This is a genomic window from Saccharopolyspora sp. NPDC049357 (assembly GCF_040677225.1).
Lineage (GTDB): Bacteria > Actinomycetota > Actinomycetes > Mycobacteriales > Pseudonocardiaceae > Saccharopolyspora.
Genome location: NZ_JBFAQJ010000001.1, coordinates 158,900 through 182,755 on the forward strand (window position 1 = coordinate 158,900; position 23,856 = coordinate 182,755).

The 23,856-nt window shown below is 67.9% G+C and carries 21 protein-coding genes; 10 read left to right on the forward strand and 11 right to left on the reverse strand.

Annotated features, from left to right (window positions below; translation table 11 throughout):
- The first annotated feature begins 90 nt into the window (after positions 1-90).
- Genes AB0J91_RS00740 through AB0J91_RS00755 form a run of 4 tightly spaced genes read left to right on the forward strand, consistent with a single transcriptional unit; the run spans position 91 to position 4,786 of the window.
- Positions 91-1,416, forward strand: a complete 1,326-nt coding sequence (locus AB0J91_RS00740; protein ID WP_363862491.1) for an MFS transporter — start codon at positions 91-93, stop codon at positions 1,414-1,416.
- Positions 1,413-2,618, forward strand: coding sequence for a CoA transferase (locus AB0J91_RS00745; RefSeq protein WP_363862494.1), 1,206 nt, complete (start codon positions 1,413-1,415; stop codon positions 2,616-2,618). Before AB0J91_RS00740 ends, AB0J91_RS00745 begins: the two co-directional genes overlap by 4 nt.
- A complete protein-coding gene (locus AB0J91_RS00750) occupies positions 2,615-3,784 on the forward strand; it encodes an acyl-CoA dehydrogenase family protein (protein ID WP_363862497.1) in 1,170 nt (389 codons plus the stop codon). Before AB0J91_RS00745 ends, AB0J91_RS00750 begins: the two co-directional genes overlap by 4 nt.
- 21 nt (positions 3,785-3,805) lie before the next feature.
- Complete coding sequence (locus AB0J91_RS00755) at positions 3,806-4,786, forward strand: LysR family transcriptional regulator (RefSeq protein ID WP_363862500.1); 981 nt, start codon at positions 3,806-3,808, stop codon at positions 4,784-4,786.
- Here AB0J91_RS00755 and AB0J91_RS00760 read toward each other — a convergent pair.
- The 9 genes from AB0J91_RS00760 to AB0J91_RS00800 form a co-directional block, all read right to left on the reverse strand.
- Positions 4,753-5,331, reverse strand: a complete 579-nt coding sequence (locus AB0J91_RS00760) for a nuclear transport factor 2 family protein (protein ID WP_363862503.1) — start codon at positions 5,329-5,331, stop codon at positions 4,753-4,755. The genes AB0J91_RS00755 and AB0J91_RS00760 overlap by 34 nt on opposite strands.
- Positions 5,332-5,354: 23 nt before the next feature.
- The gene (locus AB0J91_RS00765) at positions 5,355-6,098 is read right to left on the reverse strand and encodes an SDR family oxidoreductase (protein WP_363862506.1); all 744 of its coding nucleotides are present in this window, start codon (positions 6,096-6,098) and stop codon (positions 5,355-5,357) included.
- Positions 6,095-6,853: an SDR family oxidoreductase gene (locus AB0J91_RS00770; protein ID WP_363862509.1), complete on the reverse strand. Its 759-nt coding sequence runs from the start codon at positions 6,851-6,853 to the stop codon at positions 6,095-6,097. Before AB0J91_RS00770 ends, AB0J91_RS00765 begins: the two co-directional genes overlap by 4 nt.
- Positions 6,850-8,160, reverse strand: a complete 1,311-nt coding sequence (locus tag AB0J91_RS00775; RefSeq protein WP_363862512.1) for an MFS transporter — start codon at positions 8,158-8,160, stop codon at positions 6,850-6,852. The genes AB0J91_RS00770 and AB0J91_RS00775 overlap by 4 nt, the downstream gene beginning before the upstream one ends.
- Before the next feature lie 163 nt (positions 8,161-8,323).
- Positions 8,324-8,857 carry a flavin reductase family protein gene (locus tag AB0J91_RS00780; RefSeq protein WP_363862515.1) on the reverse strand — a complete coding sequence of 178 codons (534 nt, stop codon included), beginning with the start codon at positions 8,855-8,857 and terminating at the stop codon, positions 8,324-8,326.
- Positions 8,858-8,888: 31 nt separating this feature from the next.
- Positions 8,889-9,839, reverse strand: coding sequence for a cyclase family protein (locus AB0J91_RS00785; protein ID WP_363862518.1), 951 nt, complete (start codon positions 9,837-9,839; stop codon positions 8,889-8,891).
- A 22-nt stretch (positions 9,840-9,861) separates the two neighbouring features.
- A complete protein-coding gene (locus AB0J91_RS00790; protein ID WP_363862521.1) occupies positions 9,862-11,094 on the reverse strand; it encodes an acyl-CoA dehydrogenase in 1,233 nt (410 codons plus the stop codon).
- Between the two features lie 5 nt (positions 11,095-11,099).
- On the reverse strand, positions 11,100-11,816 hold the full coding sequence (locus AB0J91_RS00795; protein WP_363787744.1) for a TetR/AcrR family transcriptional regulator: 717 nt from the start codon (positions 11,814-11,816) through the stop codon (positions 11,100-11,102).
- 57 nt (positions 11,817-11,873) lie between these two features.
- On the reverse strand, positions 11,874-12,926 hold the full coding sequence (locus tag AB0J91_RS00800; RefSeq protein WP_363862524.1) for an LLM class flavin-dependent oxidoreductase: 1,053 nt from the start codon (positions 12,924-12,926) through the stop codon (positions 11,874-11,876).
- Between the two features lie 235 nt (positions 12,927-13,161).
- Here AB0J91_RS00800 and AB0J91_RS00805 point away from each other — a divergent pair, with 235 nt between their 5' ends.
- From AB0J91_RS00805 to AB0J91_RS00820, 4 genes are read left to right on the forward strand one after another with little or no spacing between them, the layout of a single operon-like run.
- The gene (locus AB0J91_RS00805; RefSeq protein ID WP_363862527.1) at positions 13,162-14,133 is read left to right on the forward strand and encodes a phosphotriesterase-related protein; all 972 of its coding nucleotides are present in this window, start codon (positions 13,162-13,164) and stop codon (positions 14,131-14,133) included.
- A gap of 14 nt (positions 14,134-14,147) precedes the next feature.
- Positions 14,148-15,125 (forward strand): 3,4-dihydroxy-2-butanone-4-phosphate synthase, encoded by a 978-nt coding sequence (locus tag AB0J91_RS00810; protein ID WP_363862530.1) that lies wholly within the window; start codon positions 14,148-14,150, stop codon positions 15,123-15,125.
- The gene (locus AB0J91_RS00815; protein ID WP_363862533.1) at positions 15,122-15,946 is read left to right on the forward strand and encodes an enoyl-CoA hydratase/isomerase family protein; all 825 of its coding nucleotides are present in this window, start codon (positions 15,122-15,124) and stop codon (positions 15,944-15,946) included. Before AB0J91_RS00810 ends, AB0J91_RS00815 begins: the two co-directional genes overlap by 4 nt.
- 38 nt (positions 15,947-15,984) lie before the next feature.
- A complete protein-coding gene (locus tag AB0J91_RS00820; RefSeq protein ID WP_363862536.1) occupies positions 15,985-18,009 on the forward strand; it encodes an acetate--CoA ligase family protein in 2,025 nt (674 codons plus the stop codon).
- Positions 18,010-18,106: 97 nt separating this feature from the next.
- Here the strand turns inward: AB0J91_RS00820 and AB0J91_RS00825 are convergent, their stop codons facing one another.
- Together AB0J91_RS00825 and AB0J91_RS00830 are read right to left on the reverse strand one after the other, a co-directional pair.
- The gene (locus AB0J91_RS00825) at positions 18,107-18,301 is read right to left on the reverse strand and encodes a DUF397 domain-containing protein (protein ID WP_363862539.1); all 195 of its coding nucleotides are present in this window, start codon (positions 18,299-18,301) and stop codon (positions 18,107-18,109) included.
- Positions 18,302-18,303: 2 nt separating this feature from the next.
- The gene (locus AB0J91_RS00830; RefSeq protein WP_363862542.1) at positions 18,304-19,158 is read right to left on the reverse strand and encodes a helix-turn-helix transcriptional regulator; all 855 of its coding nucleotides are present in this window, start codon (positions 19,156-19,158) and stop codon (positions 18,304-18,306) included.
- 1,121 nt (positions 19,159-20,279) lie between these two features.
- Between AB0J91_RS00830 and AB0J91_RS00835 the strand changes: the two genes are divergently transcribed.
- The gene (locus AB0J91_RS00835; protein ID WP_363862545.1) at positions 20,280-21,728 is read left to right on the forward strand and encodes a GGDEF domain-containing protein; all 1,449 of its coding nucleotides are present in this window, start codon (positions 20,280-20,282) and stop codon (positions 21,726-21,728) included.
- Positions 21,729-22,439: 711 nt separating this feature from the next.
- Entirely contained in the window at positions 22,440-23,828 is a 1,389-nt protein-coding gene (locus tag AB0J91_RS00840) for an MFS transporter (RefSeq protein WP_363862548.1), read from the forward strand.
- Positions 23,829-23,856: the final 28 nt, after the last annotated feature.

The window sequence follows — 23,856 nt, forward strand, 5'->3', positions numbered from 1 at the left end:
GGATCCGGCCTTGTTGCCGCCGCCGATCACCGGTGGAGTTATCGCAGCGCAGCGCCTGTCAACGACGTCAAGGCCACGACGGAGGCTCACATGGCATCAGCCGACATCGGGACACCGGTGGTGTCACCGCCGCTCCCCCATCGGGACCGCAAGGCCTGGGGCGTCGTCGTCCTGCTCTTCGCCTTCTTCACCCTGAACTTCGCGGACAAGGCCGCAGTCGGGTTGGCGTCGCAGCAGATTCGCCATGACCTCGGGCTGAGCGCCGGGGACTTCGGTCTCATCGGCAGCGCGTTCTTCTGGCTGTTCGCCGTCGGCGCGGTGGGGTTGTCCGCAGCCATGCGCTGGATCTCAGCGAAGTGGGCGGCCGCCATCCTCATGTTCACCTGGGTGGCGAGCATGCTGCCGCTCGCGGTGCCCACGACGTTCGGCGTGCTGCTGGTGTCGCGGATCGTGCTGGGCTTCTTCGAGGGCCCGGCGCACGCGCTGTGCCAGAGCGTCGTCGCCGACCGGTTCCCGAAGGAGAAGCGCGCGTTCGCCGGATCGATCGTGAACGCGGGGTCCTCGGTCGGTCCGCTGATCTCCGCGCCGGCGCTGACCTGGGTGATCGTCACTCACTCCTGGCACGCCGCATTCCTCGTGCTGATCGTGGTCGGCATCCTCTGGCTGGCGGTCTGGCTCTGCTACGTCGAGCGCCAGCCGCTGCGCAGGCGCCCGGTGGCCGCAGAGGTCGAAGCGGACCCGAACGGCCACATCGACGTGCCGTTCCTGCGGTTGCTGCGGCTGCCCAGCTTCTGGGGGCTCAGCCTGATGTCGTTCGCGGGCTACCTCATCACGTCGCTGAAGGTCTCCTGGTTGCCCGCGTTCCTCGGCGAAGGTCTCGGCTACTCGCCGACCACCGTCGGATGGCTGGTCACCCTGCCCTACGCGACCGCGATCGTCGTCCTCCTCACCAGCGGTTACCTGTCCGGCCGGCTCCTCGCTCGGGGCTGGAGCTCACGGGCCGCTCGCGGCTACTTCAGCGGCGCGCTCATCGTCTTCGCGGGACTGAGCATGATCACGTTCGCGTTGGTGGGGCCGGGAACGCTCCAGCTGGTGCTGGTGATCTGCACCTTCTCCATCAACAGCGTCGCCTTCTCCGTCGCCTTCGCAGGCGCGTCCGACTTCCTCCCACAACGCCAGCGCGCCGCGTTCTTCGGGTGCGTGATCGGGTTCTACAGCATCGCCGGAATCATCGCGCCCTACGCGCTGGGGCTCATCGTCCAAGCCGGACCGACGCCTTCCGCGGGCTACGCGAACGGGTTCCTCGTCGTCGGCATCGCCATCTGCGCCTGCGCCGTGGTCGGCGCACGCCTGCTGAACCCGGAGGCCGCCCGCCAGGCGCTGGAGACCGAGACCGCGATGAGGAAGGCGTCATGACGCAGGCACCGCTGACCGGGATCCGGGTCGTGGACCTGGGCCAGTACATCGCCGCTCCCGGGGCCGGACAGCAGCTGGCCGACTTGGGCGCCGAGGTGATCAAGGTGGAGAGCCTCGCCGGCGACCAAGCGCGCTCCGTCGGTTCGTTCGGTGAGGCGATGCTGCACGCGAACAACCGCGGCAAGCGCAGCATCGCGGTCGACCTGCGTCGACCTGAGGGCTTCCGGATCCTCGACGAGCTGTGCGCGGGATCGGACGTGCTGCTGCACAACTTCCGGCACGGCTCGGCCGAACGCCTCGGCATCGGGCCAGAGCAGGCGCGCTCCCGCCACCCGCACCTGGTCTACGGGTTCGTCACCGGATTCGGAACCCGCGGCCCCTCGGCGGGACGAGCGGGCCTGGACATCGCCGCCCAGGCCGAGTTCGGGGTCATGCACACCACCGGCGACGCCGGCGGTGAACCGCAGCGCGTCGGCTTCACCATCGCCGACGTGCTCGCCGCGAACGCCCTCACAGCCGGGGTGCTCGCCGCGCTGGTTCGCCGCGGCCGAACCGGCAACGGCGCGCTCGTCGAGACGTCTCTGATGGAAGCGGTGGTGGCGGCTCAGTCCACGCAATGGATGAGCTACCGCCTCACCGGTGACGCGCCCCGGCGGACGGGAAACGGCCAGCCCGCGGTGGCACCCGCGGCGGATCTCGTGCAGACCGTCGACGGCGCCATCGTGGTGTCGGCCTACACCGCGACCAAGTGGGCCGCGCTGTGCTCGGCGATCGGCAGGCCCGAACTCGCCGCCGACCCGCGCTTCACCGACAACGAGTCGAGGGTCACCAACCGCCCGGCGCTCAAAGAGGTCTTGAGTTCAGCTCTCGGTCACCTCACCCGTGCCGACGCCATCGCGCTGCTGGCTGCGCGGGGGATCGTGTGCGGCTCGGTGCGGTCGTTCGACGAGCTCGTGAAGGACGCGGACCTGGCCGCATCGGGCCTGGTCGTCCAGCTGGACGAGCTCGGGATCGACGCCCCGGCCGCGCCCTTCCAGGTCGACGCGACGGTGCGCGGCCGGACTTCGGCCGCGCCCCGGCTCGGTGAGCACACCCGCGACGTGCTGCGCGAACTCGGGCGCAGCGAGGACGAGATCGACCGGCTCGCCGACGACGGCATCGTCGGCAAGCCGGAGCAACCACGAGGGATGGAGACCCGATGAGCGGCACGCCCGACTTCGACGCGTACTTGCGCACGATCGCCGAGTTCACCGACGACGAGCTGATCCCGTCCGAGCCCGACATGGTCGCCGCGGGTCAGGTCCCGGATCGGATCGTGGGGCGCATGGCCGAGCTGGGGCTGTTCGGCATCTCGATCCCACCCGGCTATGGCGGGTTCGGCTGGACGATGGAGCAGCAGGTGCTGCTGACGTTCGAGTTCACCCGGGCGTCGTGCGTCTACCGCTCGCGCTTCTCGACCGTGATCGGGCTCTGCTCGCAGGCGATCCTCGATCACGGCACCGAGGAGCAGCGCCGCGAGATGCTGCCCGACATGGCAGCCGGCCGGCAGGTCACGTCGTTCGCGCTGTCCGAACCGGAGGCCGGCTCGGACGCCACCAACGTGCAGACCACTGCCCGGCGCACCGGCGACGGGTGGGTCCTCGACGGGTCGAAGCGCTACATCACCAATGCGCACTGGGCGGACACGCTGCTGGTCTTCGCACGCACCGACGACGCCGAGGTGTCCGCGTTCCTCGTGGACCGCACCGCGCCCGGTGTGTCGACCCGCATTCCCGACCTCATGAACGGCCACGCCGAAGGCCCCGTCGGCGAGATCGACCTGGACTCGGTGGTCGTCGCCGAGGACCGGCTGCTCGGCGGGGTGCTGGGCACCGGGCTCGCGGCGGCGATGCGCGGGATCAACCACGCCCGGCTGCACGTCGCCGCCACCTGCGTCGGCCAGGCGACCCGGATGCTCGAGGAGACCACTCGCCACGTCCAGAACAGGCACCAGTTCGGAGCGCCCCTTTCCGAGCTCGGCGTCGTGCAGGCCCAGCTGGGCCGGTGCTACTCGGAGATGGAAGCCGGGCGCGCGCTCACCCTCGACGCAGCACGCTCGTTCGACGCCGGAACCATTCCCCGGCACCGGATTTCGGCGGCCAAGCTGTTCTGCTCGGAGATGGTCGGCAGGGTCGCCGACCAGTGCGTGCAGTTGCTCGGCGGGGAGGGCATCGTCGGACCGCACCCGGTGCCCCGGATGTGGCGCGACGTCCGCACCCTGCGGATCTACGAGGGTGCCTCCGCCATCCACGAGCGCAACCTCGGCCGGGCGATGACCCGGTCTGTCGCGTCGGAGGGAGTGCTGCCGGACAGCTACCGCGTACGTTAGGGCTGGACCGGAGGAGGGACGATGGAACTGCGCCAGATCGAGTACTTCCTGGCCGTGGTCGAGCACGAGGGGCTGAACCGCGCCGCCCAGCACCTCTACGTCTCCCAACCGGCGCTGTCCCAAGCGATCCAGGCGCTCGAACGCGAGCTCGGCGTGGAGCTGTTCCAGCGCGTGGCGCGGCGCAGCCTGGCCCTGACCCCGGCGGGGACGCTGCTGGTTCCCAAGGCGCGGGCGATCCTCGACGACGTCGTCGCCGCCCGCGACGCGCTGAGCTCGGCCCGGGACCTCGAGGCGGGGTCGGTCTCCATCGGCACGATGCCGGAGATGTCCAGCGATGCGGTCGCCTCCTGGATCACGTCGTTCCGGTCCCGCTACCCGGACGTGCGGCTGAACATCTCCGAGGTCGCCGGCGTCCGGGACCTGTGCGGTGAGGTGACCACCGGACGCTACGAGCTCGGGTTCACCACCCGTCCGGTCCCCACCAAGAGCCTCGAATTCGTCGAGCTCGGGGTGCAGCGGCTGCTGCTGGTGATGCCGCCGGGTTCTCCGGCACCGTCGAGCGGGACGCTTCCGCTCGACGCCCTCAGCGACCTGCCGCTGACGATCTGCTCGCTCGCGCAGCGCGAGAACGACCGGGTCGCGACCGCCCTGCGGAACGTGGGGGTGGAACCGCGGCTGATCGCGAGCATGCCCAACCGCCACGCTCAGCTCACCCTCGTCCTCGGCGGCGGGGTGCACGCGTTCCTGCCGCTGCGGATGGCCGTCCAGGCACGACGGCTCGGTGCCGTCGTGATCGAAACCGATCCGCTGGTGTCGGTGCCCTTCGGCGTCGCGCACCGGCGCGATGCGCTGAGCCCGGCGGCGCAGGAGTTGGTCCGCCACTGCAAAGCCACCCTCGACACCTGGTACGCGGCCATCGCCGACGCTCAGACCGACGGGGCGAGTCTGATCGACGCGGCCGACGCCGCCTACGACGACGTGCACCTCCCGATGAACCCCTGATCGTCGGCGTCGGCGCTGTCGGCCCGTCGTCGGACCGCGGCCGTCAGGGACCTCGTCAAGGGTGCGGCCGGGTCGGTGTCACCGCGGCTTCCTCGCACCCACGTCGGCGGGCTCGCCGTGGTGGGCAGCGGTGGGGCCGCGTGCTCCCAGTCGAGGATCACGGTCCGTTCGGCGATCAGCCACCGGCCCGCGCGTCGTTCGAAGATGTCGAAGTAGCGCAGGCCTTGGAACACCGCCGCCGATGCACCGCCGTCGACCGGCTGTCGCCGGTACAGGCAGCAGGTCTCCACCTCCGCGCGTTCCCCGTCCAACGCGATGGTGGGTGGGCTCAGGAAGTGGAACGTGCTCTCCAGCGTTGCGCCGTAGGTCTCGAAGAACGCGAAGAGCTCGTCGACGGTTCCGCTGAAGCGCCCGTGGTCGTCCGTGGCGTCGGGGTGGTAGCAGGTTCTGGCGAGTTCGCGGTCTCCGCGGTCGATCGCGTGCGCGTAGCGTCCGAGCACATCGGTGATCTCGGTCCGCGCGATCAGCTCGTCAAGAGTGGGCATGTGGTCTCCTCGCAGCAGGTTCTTCACACCGCCGTGTAGCCGCCGTCGATGACCAGCTCGGCGCCCGTGATGTACTTCGACTCGTCCGAGGCCAGGAACAGCACGCCGTGGGCGACGTCGGCCGGTTCGCCTCGGGCGCCCAGCGGTATCGCGGCGAGCGTGCGCGCGTTGTACTCGCGCGCCGCCGGCGACTCGTCCTGGCGCACCGAGCCGGCCGAGCCCGTGTCGATCGAGCCCGGGTGGACCGAGTTCACCCGGATCGCGTGCTGGGCGTAGGTGGCCGCGTCGGCTTTCGTCATCAACCGCACGGCCCCTTTCGTCGCGTGGTAGAGCGGCACCATCGCATTGCCGACCAGCCCGTACATCGACGACATGTTGATGATGCTGCCGCCGCCTGCGGCGATCATCCGCGGCACCACGTGCTTGGTGCACAACCAGGTGCCGCGCACGTTGACGGCGAAGAGCTCGTCGAACTCCGCGATCTCGACCTCGTGAGCTGGTTTGCGCGGTCCGCCGACGCCGGCGTTGTTGACCAGCACGTCGATCCCGCCGTGCTCCTGCGCGATCCGCTGGATCGCCTGCGCGACCGAGCGCTCGTCGCGGATGTCGACCTGCAGCAGGTCGGAGTCGGGTGCCGCCACCAGGTCCAGTCCGATCGCCACGCCGCCCTCGCGGCCGATGGCCCGGCAGATCTCGGCGCCGAGTCCACCGGCCGCGCCCGTGACCACGCACGTCTTCCCGGCGAGGCGACCGCCGCCGGAGCTCATGACGGCCGCCCTGAGATCGCGGACCTGCCGCCGTCGACGCGGATCGCTTGGCCGGTGACGTAGCCGGCGCCGGGTGAGGCCAGGAAGGACGCCACCGCGGCGACCTCCTCCGGCCGGCCCATCCGTCCCAGCGGGATGGTGCGTTCCCACTGGGCTCTGGCGTCGTCGTCGCGCCACGCGTCGTCGTTGATGGCGGTGCGGATGAATCCCGGGTTGATCGCGTTGACCGTGACCCCCTCGGGTGCCAGTTCCGCGGCGAGCTGCCGGGTCAGCGCGACGATCCCGCCCTTGGAGGCCGTGTAGGCCGGGTAGGCGTAGCCGCGGTCGGCGGCACCCGAGCCGATGTTGATCACGCGCTTGGCGTCGGTGTCGTCCCCTGCCGTGAGGTGGGGCATCGCGGCCTGGACGACGCGGAAGGTGCCGACGAGGTTGATGTCGAGCACCGTCCGCCAGATCTCGGGAGTGGTGGCGCGCGCGTCGGCGCGCACGAGGACTCCGGCTGCGTTGACCACGACGTCGATGCGGGACCGCCAGTCCACGATCTCGTCGATGGCCGCTGCGACCTGCGCGTCCTCGCGCACGTCGCAGGCCACGGCCAGGCGGTCCCGGTCACCGCGCCCGGCGGCCAAGCCCGCCTCGTCGCGGTCGAGGGCGGCGAGGTGGAGTCCGTCCCGGCGCAGCTGCTCGGCGATCGCCGCACCGATCCCCGACGCCGCACCGGTGACGACGGCGACCCTCGGTGTCGGCCCGGTCATGACGCCGCCGCCGCTGCGCCGGTGCCGACCTCCGCTTCGTCGTCCGCGGTGCTGTTGTTGCGGATCCGGATGACCGCGATCGTCGAGATCAGCGACAGCAGGCTCATCGCCAGCAGGTACCAGCCCAGCGAGTTGATGCCGAACGTGGCGACTAGGCTGGCCGCCACCATCGGGGCGATCGCGCTGCCGCCGATCATGCCGATGGTGTAGCCGATCGACAGCCCGGAGTAGCGCACGTTGACCGGGAACGCCTCCGCGTAGAACACCCCTGCCACACCTTGGCCCGCGGCGTGCGGAATGCACATGAGCACGTAGCCGAGGAAGATCAACCACACGTCGCCGCTGCTGACCAGCCAGATCCACGGGAATGCCAGCACCGCCTTGCCGATCACCCCGGCCAGGATCATCCTGCCGCGGCCGACCCGGTCCGACAGCGTGCCGGAGGCGACCACGAACACGCAGTCCAGGATCATCGCGACCAGAACGATCAGCAGGATGGTGCCGCGGCTGATGCCCAGCGACGTCGTGGCGTAGGAGAGCCCGAACACCGACATCAGGTAGAACACCACGCCACCGCTGAGCGTGGTGCCGGCCACCAGCAACGTCCGCACCGGGTAGGTGCGCAGAATCGTCAGCGCCGGGGCCCGGTCGGTGGCGCCGCGCTGCTTGATCTTCTCGAACGTCGGGCTCTCGTCGATGGTGCGCCGCAGCACGTAACCCAGGATGATGAGGATCGCGCTGAGCAGGAACGGCACGCGCCAACCCCAGCTCAGGAACGCCTCCTGCGGCAACGCGTTGAGCGGCAGGAAGACCAGGGTGGCCAGCACCAGACCGAGCGGACCGCCGATCTGCACGAAACTGCCGAAGTAGCCCTGCTTCTCCGGCCTGCTGTGCTCCATCGTCAGCAGCACGGCGCCGCCGAGCTCGCCGCCCATCGCGAATCCCTGCACGATGCGCAGCAGGATCAGCAGCACCGGGGCGGCCACGCCCAGGGTGGTGTAGCCCGGCAGGAGTCCGATGAGGAGGGTCGCGCCGCCCATGAGGGTCAACGTCAGCACGAGCATCGGGCGCCGACCGACCTTGTCACCGAGGTGACCGATCACCACACCGCCGATGGGGCGGACGAGGAAGGCGACCGCGAAGGTCGACAGCGACACCAGCGTGCCGGCCAAGCCCTGCAGCGCGGGGAAGAACACCGTGTTGAACACCAGCGCCGCGGCGGTCGCGTAGATGAAGAAGTCGTAGTACTCGATGGTCGTTCCGATCACGCTCGCCGCAGCGGCGCGTCTGGACTGCAATGTGGCCATGATGTCTCTCTTCGTTGAGAGCGAATGGTTTTCGATGCGCCGCTATTTCCGGCGATCGCTGATTGCATCGGAATGCGGCCGTGCTCGGCCCGTGCCGCGAACGCGAAGAATGCGCACGCGGCATCAACTGCTGTGAACGTCGTGATTTCCCGGAGGGATCAGTTCACGCGGTCGTGCTCGGTTGATCCAGATAGGTACCGCGGTGGAACAGCAACGGACGGCGGTCTGCGGTGCCGGCCAGTTCGTGCACCTCACCGATGACGATGGTGTGATCACCACCGTCGTACTCGTGCCACAGCTCGCACTCGATCCAGGCGACCACGCCGTCCAAGACGGGGGCGCCCAGCGGGCTCGGCAACCACTCGACCCCGGCGAACTTGTCCGCGCCGGAGCGGGAGAACTGCTGGCTGAGCTCCCGCTGATCGGCCGCCAGGATGTTGACGCAGAACGAGCCGACGTCGCGGATGCGCGGCCAGGTCCGCGAGGTCCGGGCGACCGCGAAGGTCACCAGCGGTGGGTCCAGCGACAGCGAGGCGAACGACTGGCAGGTCAGCCCGACCGGTCCCTCGGCACCCACCGCCGAGACCACGACGACACCGGAGCAGAAGGAACCCACCACATCACGCATGCGCTGCGGCGGAATCGAGCCGCGGAAATCGTTCCGCGTCGATTCGGCGATGTCACCGCTCGTTTCCATGTTTCACCACCTTCATCATTTTCAGTGGAATTCAGAGCAAGGCCACGGCGTTGCCCGGTGAGCCGAGCCCACCGACGAGTGCCAGCGGTACCGACACGAACATGAACTCGTGGCGGCCGAGGTCTCGCAGCCGCGCGGCGAGCTCGTCGAAGTCGAACAGTTCGCCGAGCGGAATGCCGAGCAGTCCGAGCAACCGGCGGTGCAGGCTGCCCACGGCAGGGTCACCGGGGGTCACCTCGACCGCCGGGTTGTCCGCGCCGATCGCTGCGATGTGCCAGTCCCACAGCAGTTCCGCCGTCGCCTCGTCGGCGCTCAGTCCGGCCGAATCCAGTCCGCTCTTGCGGGCCGAGATCTCCTCCCGGGCCGCGGGTTCCAGCGCGCGGTAGGCCTCCAGCCAGCCGGTGCGCACGCACAGCACGTCACCGGGGCGGATCGTCACGTCCTGCGCACGCGCGACGGCGCGCAGTTCGTCGGCGGTGATGCTGCGCTCGGCGAGCGGATCGTAGTCGCTGCCGCTGAAATGCGTTGCGACGTCGAGCAGGACTCCGCGTCCGATGATGCCGCTGCGGGCCCAGTGGTGGATGCTCAGCCTCGGGTTCCCGGTCACCGGATCGTCCACGACTCCGCCGTAGAAGCCGTGCTCGCGCACCCGGTGGTGCCGGAACCCGTCCCACTGGGTCGATCCCTGCGGGAAGAAGGAGTCCAGCCGGTCGTCCCACATGCTGCCGATCCGCTTGATCGTGTGCTGGAACGGTTCTCGCCGGAACAGCGGCGGATCCGGTTGGTCCAGCGGAAGGCTCAGCCCGATCCGTTCGCCGGTGCGCACCAGTCCGGTGGCCGCGCGGACCGCGTCGGCGTCGAGCAGGTTGAGAGTGCCGAGCTCGTCATCGGGCCCGAACACGCCCCACGAGCAGTTCGCGCCGATGTCGTCCAGCCGCGGCAGCTCCGCGTACTTGGGCAGCGATGTCGCGTCGATGTCCACTGCTCACCTCTCAGATCGGCGACTACAGCTCGTGGTCGCCGGCGAGCAGGCGCCCGGCGATCGTGCGGCGCTGGATCTCCGATGTGCCGTCGGGGATCCGCAGCGTGCGCGCGTGCCGCCACGCTTCCTGCAGCCGCAGCTCGTTGGTCAGGCCCATCGCTCCGTGCACCTGCATGGCCGCGTCGCTGACCCGACCCAGCATCTCGGTGCACAGGGCCTTGGTCATCGAGGTCTCCTTGACCGCGCGATGGCGCTGTTCGACCAGCCACGCGGTGCGCCCCACCACCGATTTGGCGGCGTAGACGTCCATCGCCATCTCCGCCAGCTTGATCTGGATCGCCTGGTGATCACCGATGGCGGAGTCGAAGGTCTCGCGCTGCTGGGCGTACTCCACGGACATCTCCAGGGCCCAGCGGGCCAGGCCGACGCACATCGCCGACATCGACAGCCGTCCCTTGCTGATCCCCAGCAGCGCCAGCGCCAGCCCCTTGTGCAGGTTTCCGATGATGTGGTCCTCGGGCACCCGCAGGTCCTCGACGGTGACGATCCCGATGTGCGATCCGGCGTGACCCAGGATCGGGATGACGCTGGTGCACTCGAACCCCTCCGACCGGGTGTCGACGAAGAACGCGGTGATGCCGCCGCGCCGGTCCTTGTTCGCCTCGGGGTCGGTGACGGCGAACAGGATGCAGTAATCGGCGTAGGGCGCGTTGGTGATCCACTGCTTGGAGCCGTTGATCACCCACTCATCGCCGTCCCGGACCGCCCGGGTGCGGATGCGCTGCACGTCGGAGCCGGCACCGGGTTCGGAGAGCCCGAAGCACAGCGTCTTCTCCCCCGACGCGATGCCGTCGAGGTACTGCGCCCGCACGTCGGGCTTGAGCTCGCACAGGATCGGGCTCAGCCCGTTGGTGAACACCGACGGGATCACGTTCTCGTGGATCAGCGGCCGGGCGGGCCCGCAGATCCGGTTGAGCTCCTCCTGGATGTGCACCAGCGCGATCTCGCCGAGCCCACCCCCGCCGAGCGCCTCGTCGCCGAACATCGTGTAGAAACCGGCCTCCGCCGAGGCCATCCTGACCTGCTTCTTCAGGTCCTGAACGGCGGGCACCAGCAGCCCGTTGTCGTCGTAGCGCTTGCGTTCGTCCTCGAGCAGCGCGGCGTGTTCGCGTTCGATCGGTTCCACGTGGCGCTCGATGAAGCTGAGCACCGCCTTCGCCGTCTCCGCAGCGTCTTCCGGAACGGTGAATTCCATGCGCGTCAGGTCTTTCTCTTCCGGGGCGCTTCCCTGGGGTCGTTGGCCTCCGCCTTCTCGACGTCCAGCGCCAAGGCACGCGCCCAAATGTTGGTGAGTGTCTGGACCACTTCTTCGATGTCGAGGTCTTCTCGTTCACCGATGACCAGGTTGATGTAGGCGAAGTTGTTGATCATCGCCACGATCGCCTCCGCGGTGAGCTCGGCGGAGACCTCGGGATCGGCCGCGCCCTGCCGTTGCAGCCGTTCGATGCCGTGCTGCACGCGCCGCCGGAAGTCGCGCCGGATCTGCATGCGGTTCTCCCGCATGCGCTCGTCGAACGTGGCGACCTGCTCGACGATCCGGCTGAACCGCCGGGAGTGCTCCATCTCGGCGAAGTACTGCCGCAACGTGTAGGCGAACCTGTCGGCAACGGTTCCGGTGAAGTCGTCCGGCACGGCCGTCAGGAGGTACCGATCGGCGATGACCGAGTCGACGAGGTTGTAGAAGACGTCTTCCTTGGACTGGAAGTAGATGTAGAAGGTGCCCTGCGCCAGGCCGGCCTCGTCGCAGATGTCACCGACGCGGGTGTCCAGGAAACCTCGGGTCTCGAACACGACGCGCGCAGCGGCCAGCAGCCGGTCGCGCGTGCGGCGACCGCGCGCGGTGCGCGGTTCCGGGCTCTGCTGCGAAACCTTCGGCGGACTCTTCCTGCGGCCTTCACCGGAGCTGCCGTTCGCCATCATGTCTCCGTTCTCGGACGTGCGGCGTGCCAGCGGCTGCTGAGTCCGCCGCCACGCTCACAGTTGCGGACGCACCTTCTCAGCGAACATTGTCATCGATCGCAGCACCCGGTCCTGCGGTTGACTGCCCGCGTCGAACCAGGCGACCAAGCCGCCGAGGCCGGTGTGGCTGTGGAAGGAGGCGAGCTCCTCGGCGACGTCATCGGGCGAACCGAGCACCAGCGTTTTGCGCTCGATGTACTCGTCGTAGCTGAGCTCGTCGATGCCGAGCCCGACCTTCGCGCGATTGGTCAGGACCCCGACGTACCACATGTATCCCTCGCGGTACTCCTCCTTGGCCTGCTCGCGGCTCTCCGCCACGTGCACGGCCTTGAGCTGGGAAGCGCGGGCGATGTTCTCGTCGATCGCGTCGAAGGAGTGCCCGGCCGCGCGTGCCTCCTCCCGGTACACCCCGACCAGGTGCTTCACGTCGTTGCGGGTGGGGCGTTGACCGAGGACGAACGAGAAGCCACGCCGGGCCGCCGACCGCAGCGACTCCTCGCTGGAGGACACCATCACGAACACCGGGGGCGTCGGCTTCTGCACCACTTCGGGGAACAGCTCGACCTCGTCGACCACCTCACCCTCGGCGGGCACCTGGTAGTGCTCGCCCCGGTAGTTCACCTTCCCGTCGCGCCACGCCTGCATGACGATGTCGAAGACCTCTTCGTAGCGGGCGTCGCGCTCGGCTTCCGGAATCCCGTAGGCCTGGAACTCCAAGCGGTCGTAGGCTTTTCCGATCCCGAAGTTCAACCTCCCGTTGCTGAGCTGGTCGACGTAGGCGTAGTCCTCGGCCAGTCGCAGCGGGTGGTGCATCGGCAGCCGCGACACCCCGGATCCGAGGCGGATCCGCTCGGTGGCCGCTGCGGCCGCGGCCAGCAGGAGCTGCGCGGAGGCCACGATCCCGTACCGGCGGCCGTTGTGCTCGGCCACCCAGGCTTCCTCGAAGCCGAGCCGGTCGGCGTGCTTGATCTGCTCGACGGCCTTGTGCACGACCTCGTTGTGGGTGTTCCACGGGGGCACGTTCGAGAGGCTGAAGATCCCGTAATGCGGGGTGGCGACGTTGCTCATTGCTCTCCTCAAAGACCCATGACGGGGTGGTCCGGCAGCCCGCATCGAAGGCGGCGCCGCCGGGCGAAACCGCTGCTCAACCCGGGGTGAAGACGGGCTTGACTAAACATGACACGCGCGTCATTGTCAACAGCCAGAGACGCCTTACGCAGTCACCTCCACTCCCGCATCTGCACTTCCACCGCAGGCGAAAACGCTTGCCCCCACCCCTGTTTCCGAGGGAGATGTGCACCCCATGAGTTCGGTCCAGACCATCACCGGCGGCATCGACAGCGACCAGCTCGGCCGCGTGCTGATGCACGAGCACGTGTTCGTGTTCAACCACGAGTACGCGGCCAACTACCCCGAGACCTGGGACGACGCCCAGCGCACCGACGACGCGGTGGCCAAGCTGGCCGATCTCAAGGCCAACGGCATCGACACGATCGTCGATCTGACCGTGCTCGGGCTGGGCAGGGACATCCGCAGGGTGCGCGCCGTCGCGGAGCGCTCGCCGGTCACCATCATCGCCGCGACCGGCTACTACACCTTCAACGAACTGCCCACCTACCTGCGGCTCCGGGGACCCGGACGGCTCATCGGCGGCGAGGAGCCGATGGTGGACATGTTCGTGCGCGACATCTGCGAAGGCATCGCGGGAACCGGCATCCGCGCCGGAATCCTCAAGTGCGCGACCGACGTTCCGGGAGTCACCCCCGACGTCGAGCGGGTGCTGCGCTCGGTGGCGCGCGCTCACCTGCGCACCGGCGTGCCGATCTCCACCCACACCGACGTGGCCACCGAGCGCGGGCTCGAGCAGCAGAAGATCTTCGCCGAGGAAGGCGTCGACCTCGGCAACGTGATCATCGGGCACAGCGGCGACTCCGAGGACCTGGACTACCTCCAGCGGCTGCTCGACAACGGTTCCTACCTCGGCATGGACCGGTTCGGGCTGGACAACCGGCTACCGTTCGACAAGCGCATCCGAACGGTCGTCGAACTCGTCCGTCGCGGCTACGCCACGCGCCTGGTGCTCTCGCACGACGCGTCGTGCCACAGCCACAACTTCCCCGACGCCTACCGGGCCGAACACCTGCCCAACTGGAACTACACGCACATCACCCGCGACGTCATCCCCGCGCTGCTCCAGGCGGGCGTGAGCCAGCACGACATCGACACCATGCTCGTGGACAACCCGCGCGCCATCTTCTCCGGCGCGTCGTCGTGAACGGGATCGACGAAATGGTCGTCACCGCGGAAACTCCCCAACTCGACGACGTCGTGGCCCTGGGCGGTCCACACCAGACGGACGCGGTCGACGACGCGATTGCCGCACTGCGAGCGGGAAAACCGATCGTGCTGGTGGACGACACCGGGCCACACCCCTGCGGTGAGCTCGTGTTCGCGGCGAGCCTGGCGACCACCGCTCTGGTCTCCTTCGCCGTCCGGCACACCTCGGGCCTGCTGCAGGTCGCGCTGCCCCGGCACGACGCCGACCGGCTGGAACTGCCCCCGATCAGCCGCGACCACAGCACACCGAACGCCCCCGAGTACGGCGTCGCCGTGGACACCGCGGAGAGCACCGGCACCGGTATCTCCGCCACCGACCGCGCCCGCACGATCGCCCTGCTCGGCGACCCCACCACCACGGCCGAGGCGTTCGCACGCCCCGGGCACGTGCTGACCTACCGAGCCCACGACGCAGGAGTGCTGGGCCGGCTCGATGCCGGTGAGGCCGCACTCGACCTGGTCAGGCTCGCCGGTGCCGGAACCGGTGCCGCCCGCGCCTGCCTGGTCTCCGACACCGACCCGACCACCATCCAGCGGCTCCCGGAAGCACGCGTCTGGGCACACCGACACGGCCTGCCGGCGGTGACCACCTCCGCCGTGCTCGCCCACCGACTGGCACGCGGCGACCGGCGTGCGAGCGCGTTCCAGCTGACCATCCGCGGCACGGCCTTCGACGTGGTCCGGTGGCGCGACGGGTCCGCCGAGATCACGGCGCTCGTTCTCGGCGGCGACGTCACCGAGCCGCCGATCATCCACGACGAATGCCTGCGGTGCCTCTTCGACCCCGACGCCTGCCGATGCCGGGCCGAGCTCGCCGAAACCCTGCACTCGATCGCCGATCGGGGCCACGGCCTCGTCCTGCACCGCCATCGGATCGCGCTGCCGGACACCACCACCGGCTCTCCCCTAGCAGAAAGGCTCGTGCCATGAGTCTCGTCCGCATCGAACGGAACGAGAAGGTCGCCGAACTCGTGCTGGACCGCGAGGACAAGCTCAACGCGTTCAACGACGCGTTGTTCGAGGACTACGAGAACGCGCTGCACGAGCTCGGGGCCGACTCCTCGGTCTCGGTGATCATCGTGCGCGGCGCCGGCCGCGCGTTCAGCGTCGGCTGGGACGTCGCCCGCCCCGCACCCAGCACGAACGGCGATGCGCCCGCGCACCGCACGGCCCACGAGGACTGGCTGCGCCTGCGCGGCCACATCCGCGCCTTCAGCGCGGTCTTCGACCTGCCGAAACCCGTCGTGGCCGGCGTGCACGGCTACTGCATGGGCGGGGCCACGCTGATCCCGGCCTGCGCCGATCTGGCGGTGGTCGGCGAGGACACCAAGATCGGATGGCCGGTGCTGCCCATCGGCGGCGGCATGCTCGGACCCGTCGCGATGTCGCACCTCGGTCCGAAGAAGGCCAAGGAACTCTCCTACACCGCCGGCTCCCACATCTCCGGCGCCGAAGCCGCCTCCCGGGGCTGGGCGAACTACGCCGTGCCCGCCGATGACGTGCTGGACAAGACGCGGGAAGTCGCCCGCGAGGTGTCCAAGACCCCGCTGGACATGCTCGAGATCAAGAAGCGGGCGGCCAACGACGTGCTGATCCGCCAGGGGTTCCGGGAAACCCTGGACGCCTGCGCCGGCTGGGACGCGCTGATCCACACCGCCGAGGGCAACCGGCGCATGGTCGCCAAGCTCGGTGAGCTGGGCATCTCCGCCGCGCGCACCTGGTACGCCGAGGGCGGTTCGCTCGCCTTCTGATCACCGCACCCGCCCGAGCCCGAAGGAGCCACACCGCCGTGTCCCGATCCACCATCGCCGTCGTCGGCGCCTCGCCCCGCAACTTCTGGACCCAGTGCGCCATCCACAACCTGCGCACGCTGAACCCGGACCTCGACGTCGTCCCGGTGACCCCGACCCACACCGAGGTCGCCGGTCTGCCCACCGTCCCCGGCGTCGGGGCGCTACCGGAAGCACCGCGCGCCGCCGTGGTCGCCATCCGGCGGGAGGCCAGCGTCGAGGCCGTCCGCGAACTCACCGAACTGGGAACGCCCGACGTCGTGCTGGTCTCCGACGGCTTCGGGGAACGCGGCGATGACCTGGGCCGCCAACTGCACGCCGAGCTCATCGACATCGTCTCCGGCACCGGAACCCGCTTGTGGGGTCCCAACTGCGTCGGTTTCGCCGACTTCCACGAGCGGGTCTGCGCCGTCGCCGAACCGGTCTGGCTCGACGCCGCGGCGGGCCCGGTCTCGATCATCTCGCAGAGCGGCGCCCTGCTGTCCGCGCTGGTCGCGGCGGCCACCGAGGAACACCTGGGCGTGGACTTCTGCGCCTCGACCGGCAACGGCGCGCTGCTCGGGGTCGCCGAGGCGATCTCGCTGGCCATCAGCAGAGCCACCACCGAGGTCATCTGCGTCTACCTGGAAGGCATCTCCGCCGAGCAGCTCCCCGTGTTCGTCGATGCCTTCGAACGCGCCCGCGAGGCGGGCAAGCAGATCATCGTGCTGAAGTCCGGGGTGTCCGAACGCGGTGGCCGGGTCGTGCTCTCCCACACCGCCAGCATCTCCGGCAGCGACGCGGTGCTCTCCGAGCTGCTGCGCGAGCACGGCGTGCTGCGCGCCGACGGCATCGACGAACTGATGCGCCTGGCCACGCTGAGCCTGTCCGGCGTCAAACCCGGTCGGCCGCGCGCGGTCTCGATCCTGGGCGGTTCCGGCGGCGCAGCAGCCCTGTGCAGCGACCTGGCCGAACGCCACGGCGTGAACCTCACCGTGTTCGCCGACGAGACGATCGCGCGGATCCGCGAACTCGCCGGGCCCGGTTCGTTCGTCGACAACCCGCTCGACGTCATCGGCGTCAAGCGCCGCGAAGGCGACGAGAGCGTCAACAGCAGGGTCTTCGCCGACCCCAACACCGGACTCGTCCTGATGCCGTGGAGCGTCCAGCTTCCTTCGGACTCACCGGAGCAGGCCGTCCACACCTGGAACTGGGACGACCTGGCGAGGTTGTCCACCGAGCACGAGATGCCGCTGGTCATCACCTCGATGGCACCGGTCCCGGTCACCGACTGGGTCCGCGACTACCAGGCTCGGCACCCGCACGTCTCGGTGGTGCACAACCTCCGGCTGACCTTCACCGCCCTCGCCAAGCTCTTCCCCGCTCTGCCGAACGACGAGCACACCACCGGCCCCGAGACCAGTGACCGCGTGCTCAGCGAAGCCGACTCCCGCGACCTGGTCGAAGCTGCCGGAACACCCGTGGTGCGCGGCGTCCGAGTCGATCGCGGTGACGACCCGGCAGCGGTGGCCGCCGACCTGCGTCCGCCGTTCGCGGTGAAGATCATCGCCCCGATCAGCCACAAGTCCCGTCTCGGCGGCGTGGCGCTGGGCATCTGCAGCCCCGAGGAGCTCCCCGCCACGACGAAGCAGATCGAAGCGAGCGTCACCGCCGCCGGAGTCGACCCCGGCACCATCGAGGGCTACCTCGTCGAGGAGATGGTCTTCGGCAAGGAGATCCTCATCGGCCTCAACACCGATCCGGTGCTCGGCAAGCACGTCGTGGTCGGCCTGGGCGGCACGGCCACCGAACTCGCCAACCGCTCCACCACCCGTCGACTCCCGCTGCACCCCGACGACGCCGAACACCTGCTGCGCACAGCCGGAGTCACCGAGCACCCGGCCGCCCGCAAGGCCCTCACCCAGCTCTGCGAAGCCTTCGAGCGCGGCGGACTGGCCGACTACGAGACCGTGGAGATCAACCCGCTGATCGTGACCCCAACCGAGTGCTGGGCAGCAGACGCAGTAGTAACCCGCTTCGACTGAGCAGCGGCCCATCCGATGGGCCTACGGCCCCTCAGCGGGGGTACCAGGATAAGAACACAAAAGGAGGGTTTCCACAGGCTTTCACCTGTGGAAACCCTCACTTCGTGAACCTGTCCGCGCTCACAGACCGGAGAAAGGAAACGTAGGCCTCACGCTTAACGCTCAGGACCGGTGACGCCTCGCCGAGCTTCGAGTCCCGGATCAGGGGTGTCCCTAAGTTGAGGGCGACCTCAACACAGTTGCCGCCCTGGTTGCTGCGGCTGGACTTCCGCCACTCGGGTTGGGCGTTCACGTCTACTCCTTCATGCGTGCCGCGTAGTCGCCTCCAATCCTACGTAGCACCTTCCTCGAATCCGCCGTCGGGAGCGACTGGGATTCCAGGGACGCAAACAGCCGGCTCAGCTCCGCGACGTCCCGCAGATCATCGATCACATGGCCACCCAACGGCGTGTCGCTGTAGGCGATGTCCGCATGACCCGCGTCGGGAAACCTCAGTACCGTGATCGGACCGACCATGCCGATGTGAACCCCGGCCTCGAAGGGCAGCACCCGGATGTTGACAGTCGGCTGCTTCGACACTCTCACCAGGTGTTCCAGCTGTTCTGCCATCACAGCTGGCGAGCCCACGACGCGGTGCAGAGCCTCCTCGGCGACGACGGCGTGCAACGTCAGTCCATTGCCGGGCTGAAGTCGCTCTTGACGCTTCAGCCGGACCTCCACCCATTCCTGCAGCTGCTCGTCCGTCAGAGTCAACCGCCCAACTTCGTGGATCTCCCTGGCGTAGGACTGCGTTTGCAGCAGGCCCGGCACCAGGCCAAGCTCGAAGTGGAAGATCTCGGATGCTTCGGCCTCGAATCCGACGAAGGGCGCGAGATGCGCGGGGAGCTTGTAGCTCTGCCACCACCCGCGCTTGCCGGCCTCTCTCCGAAGCTGCTGAAGCTGTTCACCCAGTTCCTCGGACGCTCCGTAAAGCTTCAGAACTTCCCGCAGGTCATTGGGCCCAACGCGGGAATGACCAGATTCCCAGTGCCCCACCGTGGACCGTGACCGTTCCAGATGAGCGGCCACATCGTCCAGTGAAAGCCCCTGCGCGGCCCGGAGCTTCTTCAACTCGCGCCCGAGGTGCACCTGCCGTGCGGTACCTGCCATGCGCTCAGCCTCTCACGGAAGATCTCCACGAGGAGATCACCCAATATGGCTCATATATTTGCCGACGTCTTGATCTTAGCGTCTAATTTTCACCATCTCGACTTGATCGTGCCCGCAAGGCAACGAATTGGAGGGAACATGCGGGACAGCCGCAAGAACGGGACCACCGCCGGAGCACAGCGAGATGGGACCGCACCGCCGCAGCACTACTGGCTGCCTTCCAGTGATCAGATCCGGCACGCGTTCCGGGGACGCCGTTGGAGGAACCAAGACACGGACACATCAATCTGCGGCGAGAACGTCTCCATGCGCCTGCCCACCGAGGCCGAGTGGTTCACCGCGCCAACGTGCCCGGAGTGCAACCGATCGCTCAAGGCGGAAGTCGCGCCATGAACTGCTCGTTCACCGCCACCCGACCCACGTCCACCACGTTCCACTCCCACTCGACCACGCGAGGCGCGGAGTGATCAGCTTCTACGTCCTGCTCGCACTCCTCGGGGTCATGCCGTGGGCCGCCGTCATCACTGACCTCCAGCTCGTTCGGCAGTGGCGGGCAACGCGCCGTGCGCGGCGCACGACTCGTCAGATCTGGGCGCGACACCCCGAAGCGCGACCGACCTGCACGAACGAGCACCTGCCCGCCCCGGAACAACTTCCCCTCGACCGGGGCGGGCAGGCCATGTCCTCCACAGCCGGTACCGACACATCTCACGAGGCGGGTCGATGAACCGCCCAACCGCATTCGTCATGCCCCACGGCTCAGGCACCCCGTGCAAGTCCTGCGCGAATCTCCTCGAACCGCTCCCTTAATCGAGATTAAAACAGTTGTTTCCGAAACTCCGCAGTCAAGGTACCCATGAGCGGTGTTTCCGCTGGTCAGGGCGAGCACTGGGGTACGACAGGATCCCCGCACGCTCGCGCCGAGGGTGTGCGATCCGCTCTTGACATCCGATGTCGAAGTGGTCGGCTCCCGCGACCGATCAGAGTTGCCGAGCTATCGTTGGGATGGGGCCGAACGGCTTGCCAAATCGTCCGTTCCGGCACGACGACGTCTCCTCCGGAACACCAGTTCGGGTGCGAGCATGCACGAACGACACCCCAGGCACCTGACGGCGCTCAGCATGACCGCCGTCAACCTCGCGGCGGGTGCGGTCGTCATTGCTGCTGCCGTCGCGCTGGTGCTCTCGGGCGTGCTGGGGACTGCGGCCAGCCAGTTCGTCGCCGACTTGACCGGCGTGCTGGCCGCCGTTGCCGCAGCCACGACCTTCGCCTGGACCGGGTGGCGCCGGACAGGTGACGAGCGACGCTGGCGATGGTTGATGGCTTCGGCACTCGCCTGCTTCGCCACAGCTCATGCGCTGTGGACCTGGTACCGCAGCATCGATCCGATGACCTTCCCGAACGCTGCGAACGCGCTTTATCTCGGGCTTCCGCTGTTCTCCTTCCTGGCCCTGCTCGTCCTGACGAAGAAGGATCGGGGGGCGGTTGAAGAGCACGAAGTGGTCCCGTCGCACGTGGTCGTCGTGCTCGACGGACTGATCATCGCGGGAAGTGTGTTGGCGCTGAGCTGGAAAATCGCTTACAGCGTGGTTCGGCAAGCCGACACCGCCCGTGCGGGCAGGCTCCTCGTAGTCGCTTCCTACACTCTCGCCGACCTGGTCCTGATCACCATTGTGGTTCTGTTCGCGATCGCGTTGTACGGGACCTTGCGTTTTCCACTGGTGTGGCTGGTGGCCGGCCTTGTTGCCATTGATGTGTCGGATTCGGTGTACCTCTACAACATCGCCAATTATTCGACACCTCCACTCGTGGCGGATGTCGGCTACATGGTGGGCCCGGTGCTGCTCCTGCTGGCTGCGCCGTCGCGCAACCGGCGGGTTTCGCACCCGGTTCCGCGGACACCCTTGTTGTTCGTTCCGTACATACCCTTCGCCGTCGTGTGCGGATGGACGCTTTTCACGACGATCTCCACCGGTGATCCGCACGTCGGCGAGGTGTACGCGCTCATCGGCGTTGTAGCGCTGGTCGTCGTGCGACAGCTCATCACACTTCGTCAGCTCTACGCAGCCCGGCGGCAATTGAGCTACCAGGCCAACCACGATCCTCTCACCGGGGCGTCCACGCGGAACGTTCTGCTGCTCCGCCTCGACAAGGCCATGTCCCAGGATCAGCAGCCTCGGCGCCTTGGCCTCCTGTACGCCGACTTGGATCACTTCAAAGAAATCAACGACGTCCTGGGGCACGAGGCGGGAGATACCGTGCTGCGCACGGTCGTAGCTCGCGTTCGCGCCTGCATTCGGCGGACGGACACGCTCGCACGCATGGGCGGCGATGAATTCGTGATCCTTCTCGACCCCGCCCCTGAGAACCCTCAAGAGTTCAGCAGGCGAATTCAAGAGGCATTCGACGGACCTGTCCGCCTGAACGACTCCTCCTGCACGGTCAGCGCGAGCCTGGGATACGTGGGATTGAACAACAACGACAGTCCGGACGAGGCTCTCGCTCGCGCTGATGAGGCCATGTACCACGCAAAGGCCGCTGGGCGCAACGGAATGATAATCGACCCTTGAACGCGGTGACGCTCCCTCCGCGCACCTAGCGATGCGACCGAGCCGCCGCGGGTCCGGCCGCACCGTTCCAGATCGCCGGTGGCTCTCGACGATCCCCCAGATGCGGCGGTTTACCGGATTTCAGTGGAACTCGGGGTTCCGATTTCCACTGAAATCGCGCAGGACGGATGAGCACCCGCCACCGAACGGAAGGAAGCCTCGGGCGGCCACTTTTCGGGAATACCGCGCCCATCCCCGTGCCGAAGCCCGCGAGCCGCCTCCGTCGCCACGCATCGTCCGGATTCGCAGAGCCGACGTCAAGCCCCGGGCATCCCTTCCGGACTCCTGATCGCCGATTGATATATCAATCTCAGATCCCAATTGATCTATATTTACGCAGGTCAAAGCGTTGATTCGCGCTGATCAAAGCGCGCTTCGGGCCGTTGTCGCCCTTGACAAGGCCATCGAGCGAGGCAAGGCTGTTGCATTCAGCGAGCCAAGTTCCCCATTGCGCAACAAACGAAAGTTCGGCGTGAGCCGCGGCGGCACAGCCGGTGCTGACGAGGCGGATACGTCCACGGCCGGATGCGAGCCGAGGGCGCAAAGCGCGAGATCGGCCCTTCAAGCGGCCTTTCTCGGCCTTTCCAACGCCAGTTTCGCCTGACCGGCCCCAATGGCCTTTCAGGAACCCGTCGTTGAAAGGAGGCGGCACCGCGCCAGGTGCCGAACACCATGTCAGCGGAAGTTCCAACGGAAAAACCCACAACGCATTCCTCTTCCACAGTCGTCGCTCCATCACTGGTCAAGCGCGCGGTCACCGCAGCAGCGGTCGGCAACGTCACCGAGTGGTTCGACTTCGGTGTCTTCGCCTACATGGCGATCACCATCGGCAAGGTCTTCTACCCCGATTCGAGCCCGACCGCGCAGCTGCTGGCGACCTTCGGCACCTTCGCGGCGGCCTTCCTCGTACGGCCGCTGGGCGGGATGTTCTTCGGACTGCTGGGCGATCGGATCGGACGAACCCGCGTTCTGTCCACGACGATGATCCTGATGGCGGTCGGCACCTTCTGCATCGGGATCATCCCCAGCTACAGCGCGATCGGCATCGCCGCGCCGATGCTGCTGCTGATCGCCCGGCTCGTGCAGGGCTTCTCCACCGGTGGCGAGTACGGCGGAGCGATGACGTTCATCGCCGAATACGCACCTGACAGGCGCCGTGGCTTCCTGGGCAGTTGGCTGGAGTTCGGCACTCTGGTCGGCTACATCCTGGGCGCGGTCGTCGTCATGGTCCTCCACGCGACGCTTTCCGAAGCAGATCTGCTGTCGTGGGGATGGCGGATCCCGTTCCTGATCTCCGGACCGCTGGGAATCGTGGGCCTGTACCTGCGCATGAAGTTGGAGGAGACCCCCGCATTCGCGAAACTCGTCGAAGAAGCCGACCAGAAGGAGCAGCACGCCAAGAAGGCGATCCGAACGATCTTCGCGCAGCACTGGCCGGCCATGCTCCAGTGCGGTGGGCTGGTCCTGGTTTTCAACGTCACCAACTACATGCTGACCTCCTACATGCCCACCTACCTCTCCGACGTGCTGCCACCGAGCATCGGCGAGACCGAGTCCTACCTGCTGCAGATCGCTGTCATGGGCATCATGCTGATCGTCATCACCTCCATCGGGCGATTGTCGGACCGCATCGGCCGCAAGCCCGTGGTTCTCAGCGGATGCATCGCCCTGGCGGTGCTCTCGGTACCCTCCGTGCTGCTCATCCAGCACAACACCACCGGCACCGTCTTCACCGGCCTCCTGCTCATGGGCCTCATGCTCGTGATGTTCAGCGCCACCATGCCATCGACCCTGCCTGCCCTGTTCCCGACCGGCGTCCGTCAGGGAGCGCTGTCCATCTCCTTCAACACCTCCGTGTCCCTGTTCGGCGGCACCGTCGCCTCGGCCATGACCGCACTGATCGCCACCACCGGTGACGTCATGTGGCCCGCCTGGTACCTCATGGGGGCCGGCGCCATCGGCGCGATCTCGGTGTGGTTCACCAAGGAGTCCGCCAACCAACCACTTCCGGGATCCCCCGCCGCGGTCGAAGAGCCGGCTGAGAGATCTGGGAGGTACTGACGAATCCCGGTCCTCTCACTGCCGCGAC

Coding starts and splice junctions, on each gene's coding strand:
- AB0J91_RS00740 (WP_363862491.1), top strand. CDS start 91: ATGGCATCAGCCGACATCGGGACACCGGTGGTGTCACCGCCGCTCCCC.
- AB0J91_RS00745 (WP_363862494.1), top strand. CDS start 1,413: ATGACGCAGGCACCGCTGACCGGGATCCGGGTCGTGGACCTGGGCCAG.
- AB0J91_RS00750 (WP_363862497.1), top strand. CDS start 2,615: ATGAGCGGCACGCCCGACTTCGACGCGTACTTGCGCACGATCGCCGAG.
- AB0J91_RS00755 (WP_363862500.1), top strand. CDS start 3,806: ATGGAACTGCGCCAGATCGAGTACTTCCTGGCCGTGGTCGAGCACGAG.
- AB0J91_RS00760 (WP_363862503.1), bottom strand. CDS start 5,331: ATGCCCACTCTTGACGAGCTGATCGCGCGGACCGAGATCACCGATGTG.
- AB0J91_RS00765 (WP_363862506.1), bottom strand. CDS start 6,098: ATGAGCTCCGGCGGCGGTCGCCTCGCCGGGAAGACGTGCGTGGTCACG.
- AB0J91_RS00770 (WP_363862509.1), bottom strand. CDS start 6,853: ATGACCGGGCCGACACCGAGGGTCGCCGTCGTCACCGGTGCGGCGTCG.
- AB0J91_RS00775 (WP_363862512.1), bottom strand. CDS start 8,160: ATGGCCACATTGCAGTCCAGACGCGCCGCTGCGGCGAGCGTGATCGGA.
- AB0J91_RS00780 (WP_363862515.1), bottom strand. CDS start 8,857: ATGGAAACGAGCGGTGACATCGCCGAATCGACGCGGAACGATTTCCGC.
- AB0J91_RS00790 (WP_363862521.1), bottom strand. CDS start 11,094: ATGGAATTCACCGTTCCGGAAGACGCTGCGGAGACGGCGAAGGCGGTG.
- AB0J91_RS00795 (WP_363787744.1), bottom strand. CDS start 11,816: ATGGCGAACGGCAGCTCCGGTGAAGGCCGCAGGAAGAGTCCGCCGAAG.
- AB0J91_RS00800 (WP_363862524.1), bottom strand. CDS start 12,926: ATGAGCAACGTCGCCACCCCGCATTACGGGATCTTCAGCCTCTCGAAC.
- AB0J91_RS00805 (WP_363862527.1), top strand. CDS start 13,162: ATGAGTTCGGTCCAGACCATCACCGGCGGCATCGACAGCGACCAGCTC.
- AB0J91_RS00810 (WP_363862530.1), top strand. CDS start 14,148: ATGGTCGTCACCGCGGAAACTCCCCAACTCGACGACGTCGTGGCCCTG.
- AB0J91_RS00815 (WP_363862533.1), top strand. CDS start 15,122: ATGAGTCTCGTCCGCATCGAACGGAACGAGAAGGTCGCCGAACTCGTG.
- AB0J91_RS00830 (WP_363862542.1), bottom strand. CDS start 19,158: ATGGCAGGTACCGCACGGCAGGTGCACCTCGGGCGCGAGTTGAAGAAG.
- AB0J91_RS00835 (WP_363862545.1), top strand. CDS start 20,280: ATGACCGCCGTCAACCTCGCGGCGGGTGCGGTCGTCATTGCTGCTGCC.
- AB0J91_RS00840 (WP_363862548.1), top strand. CDS start 22,440: ATGTCAGCGGAAGTTCCAACGGAAAAACCCACAACGCATTCCTCTTCC.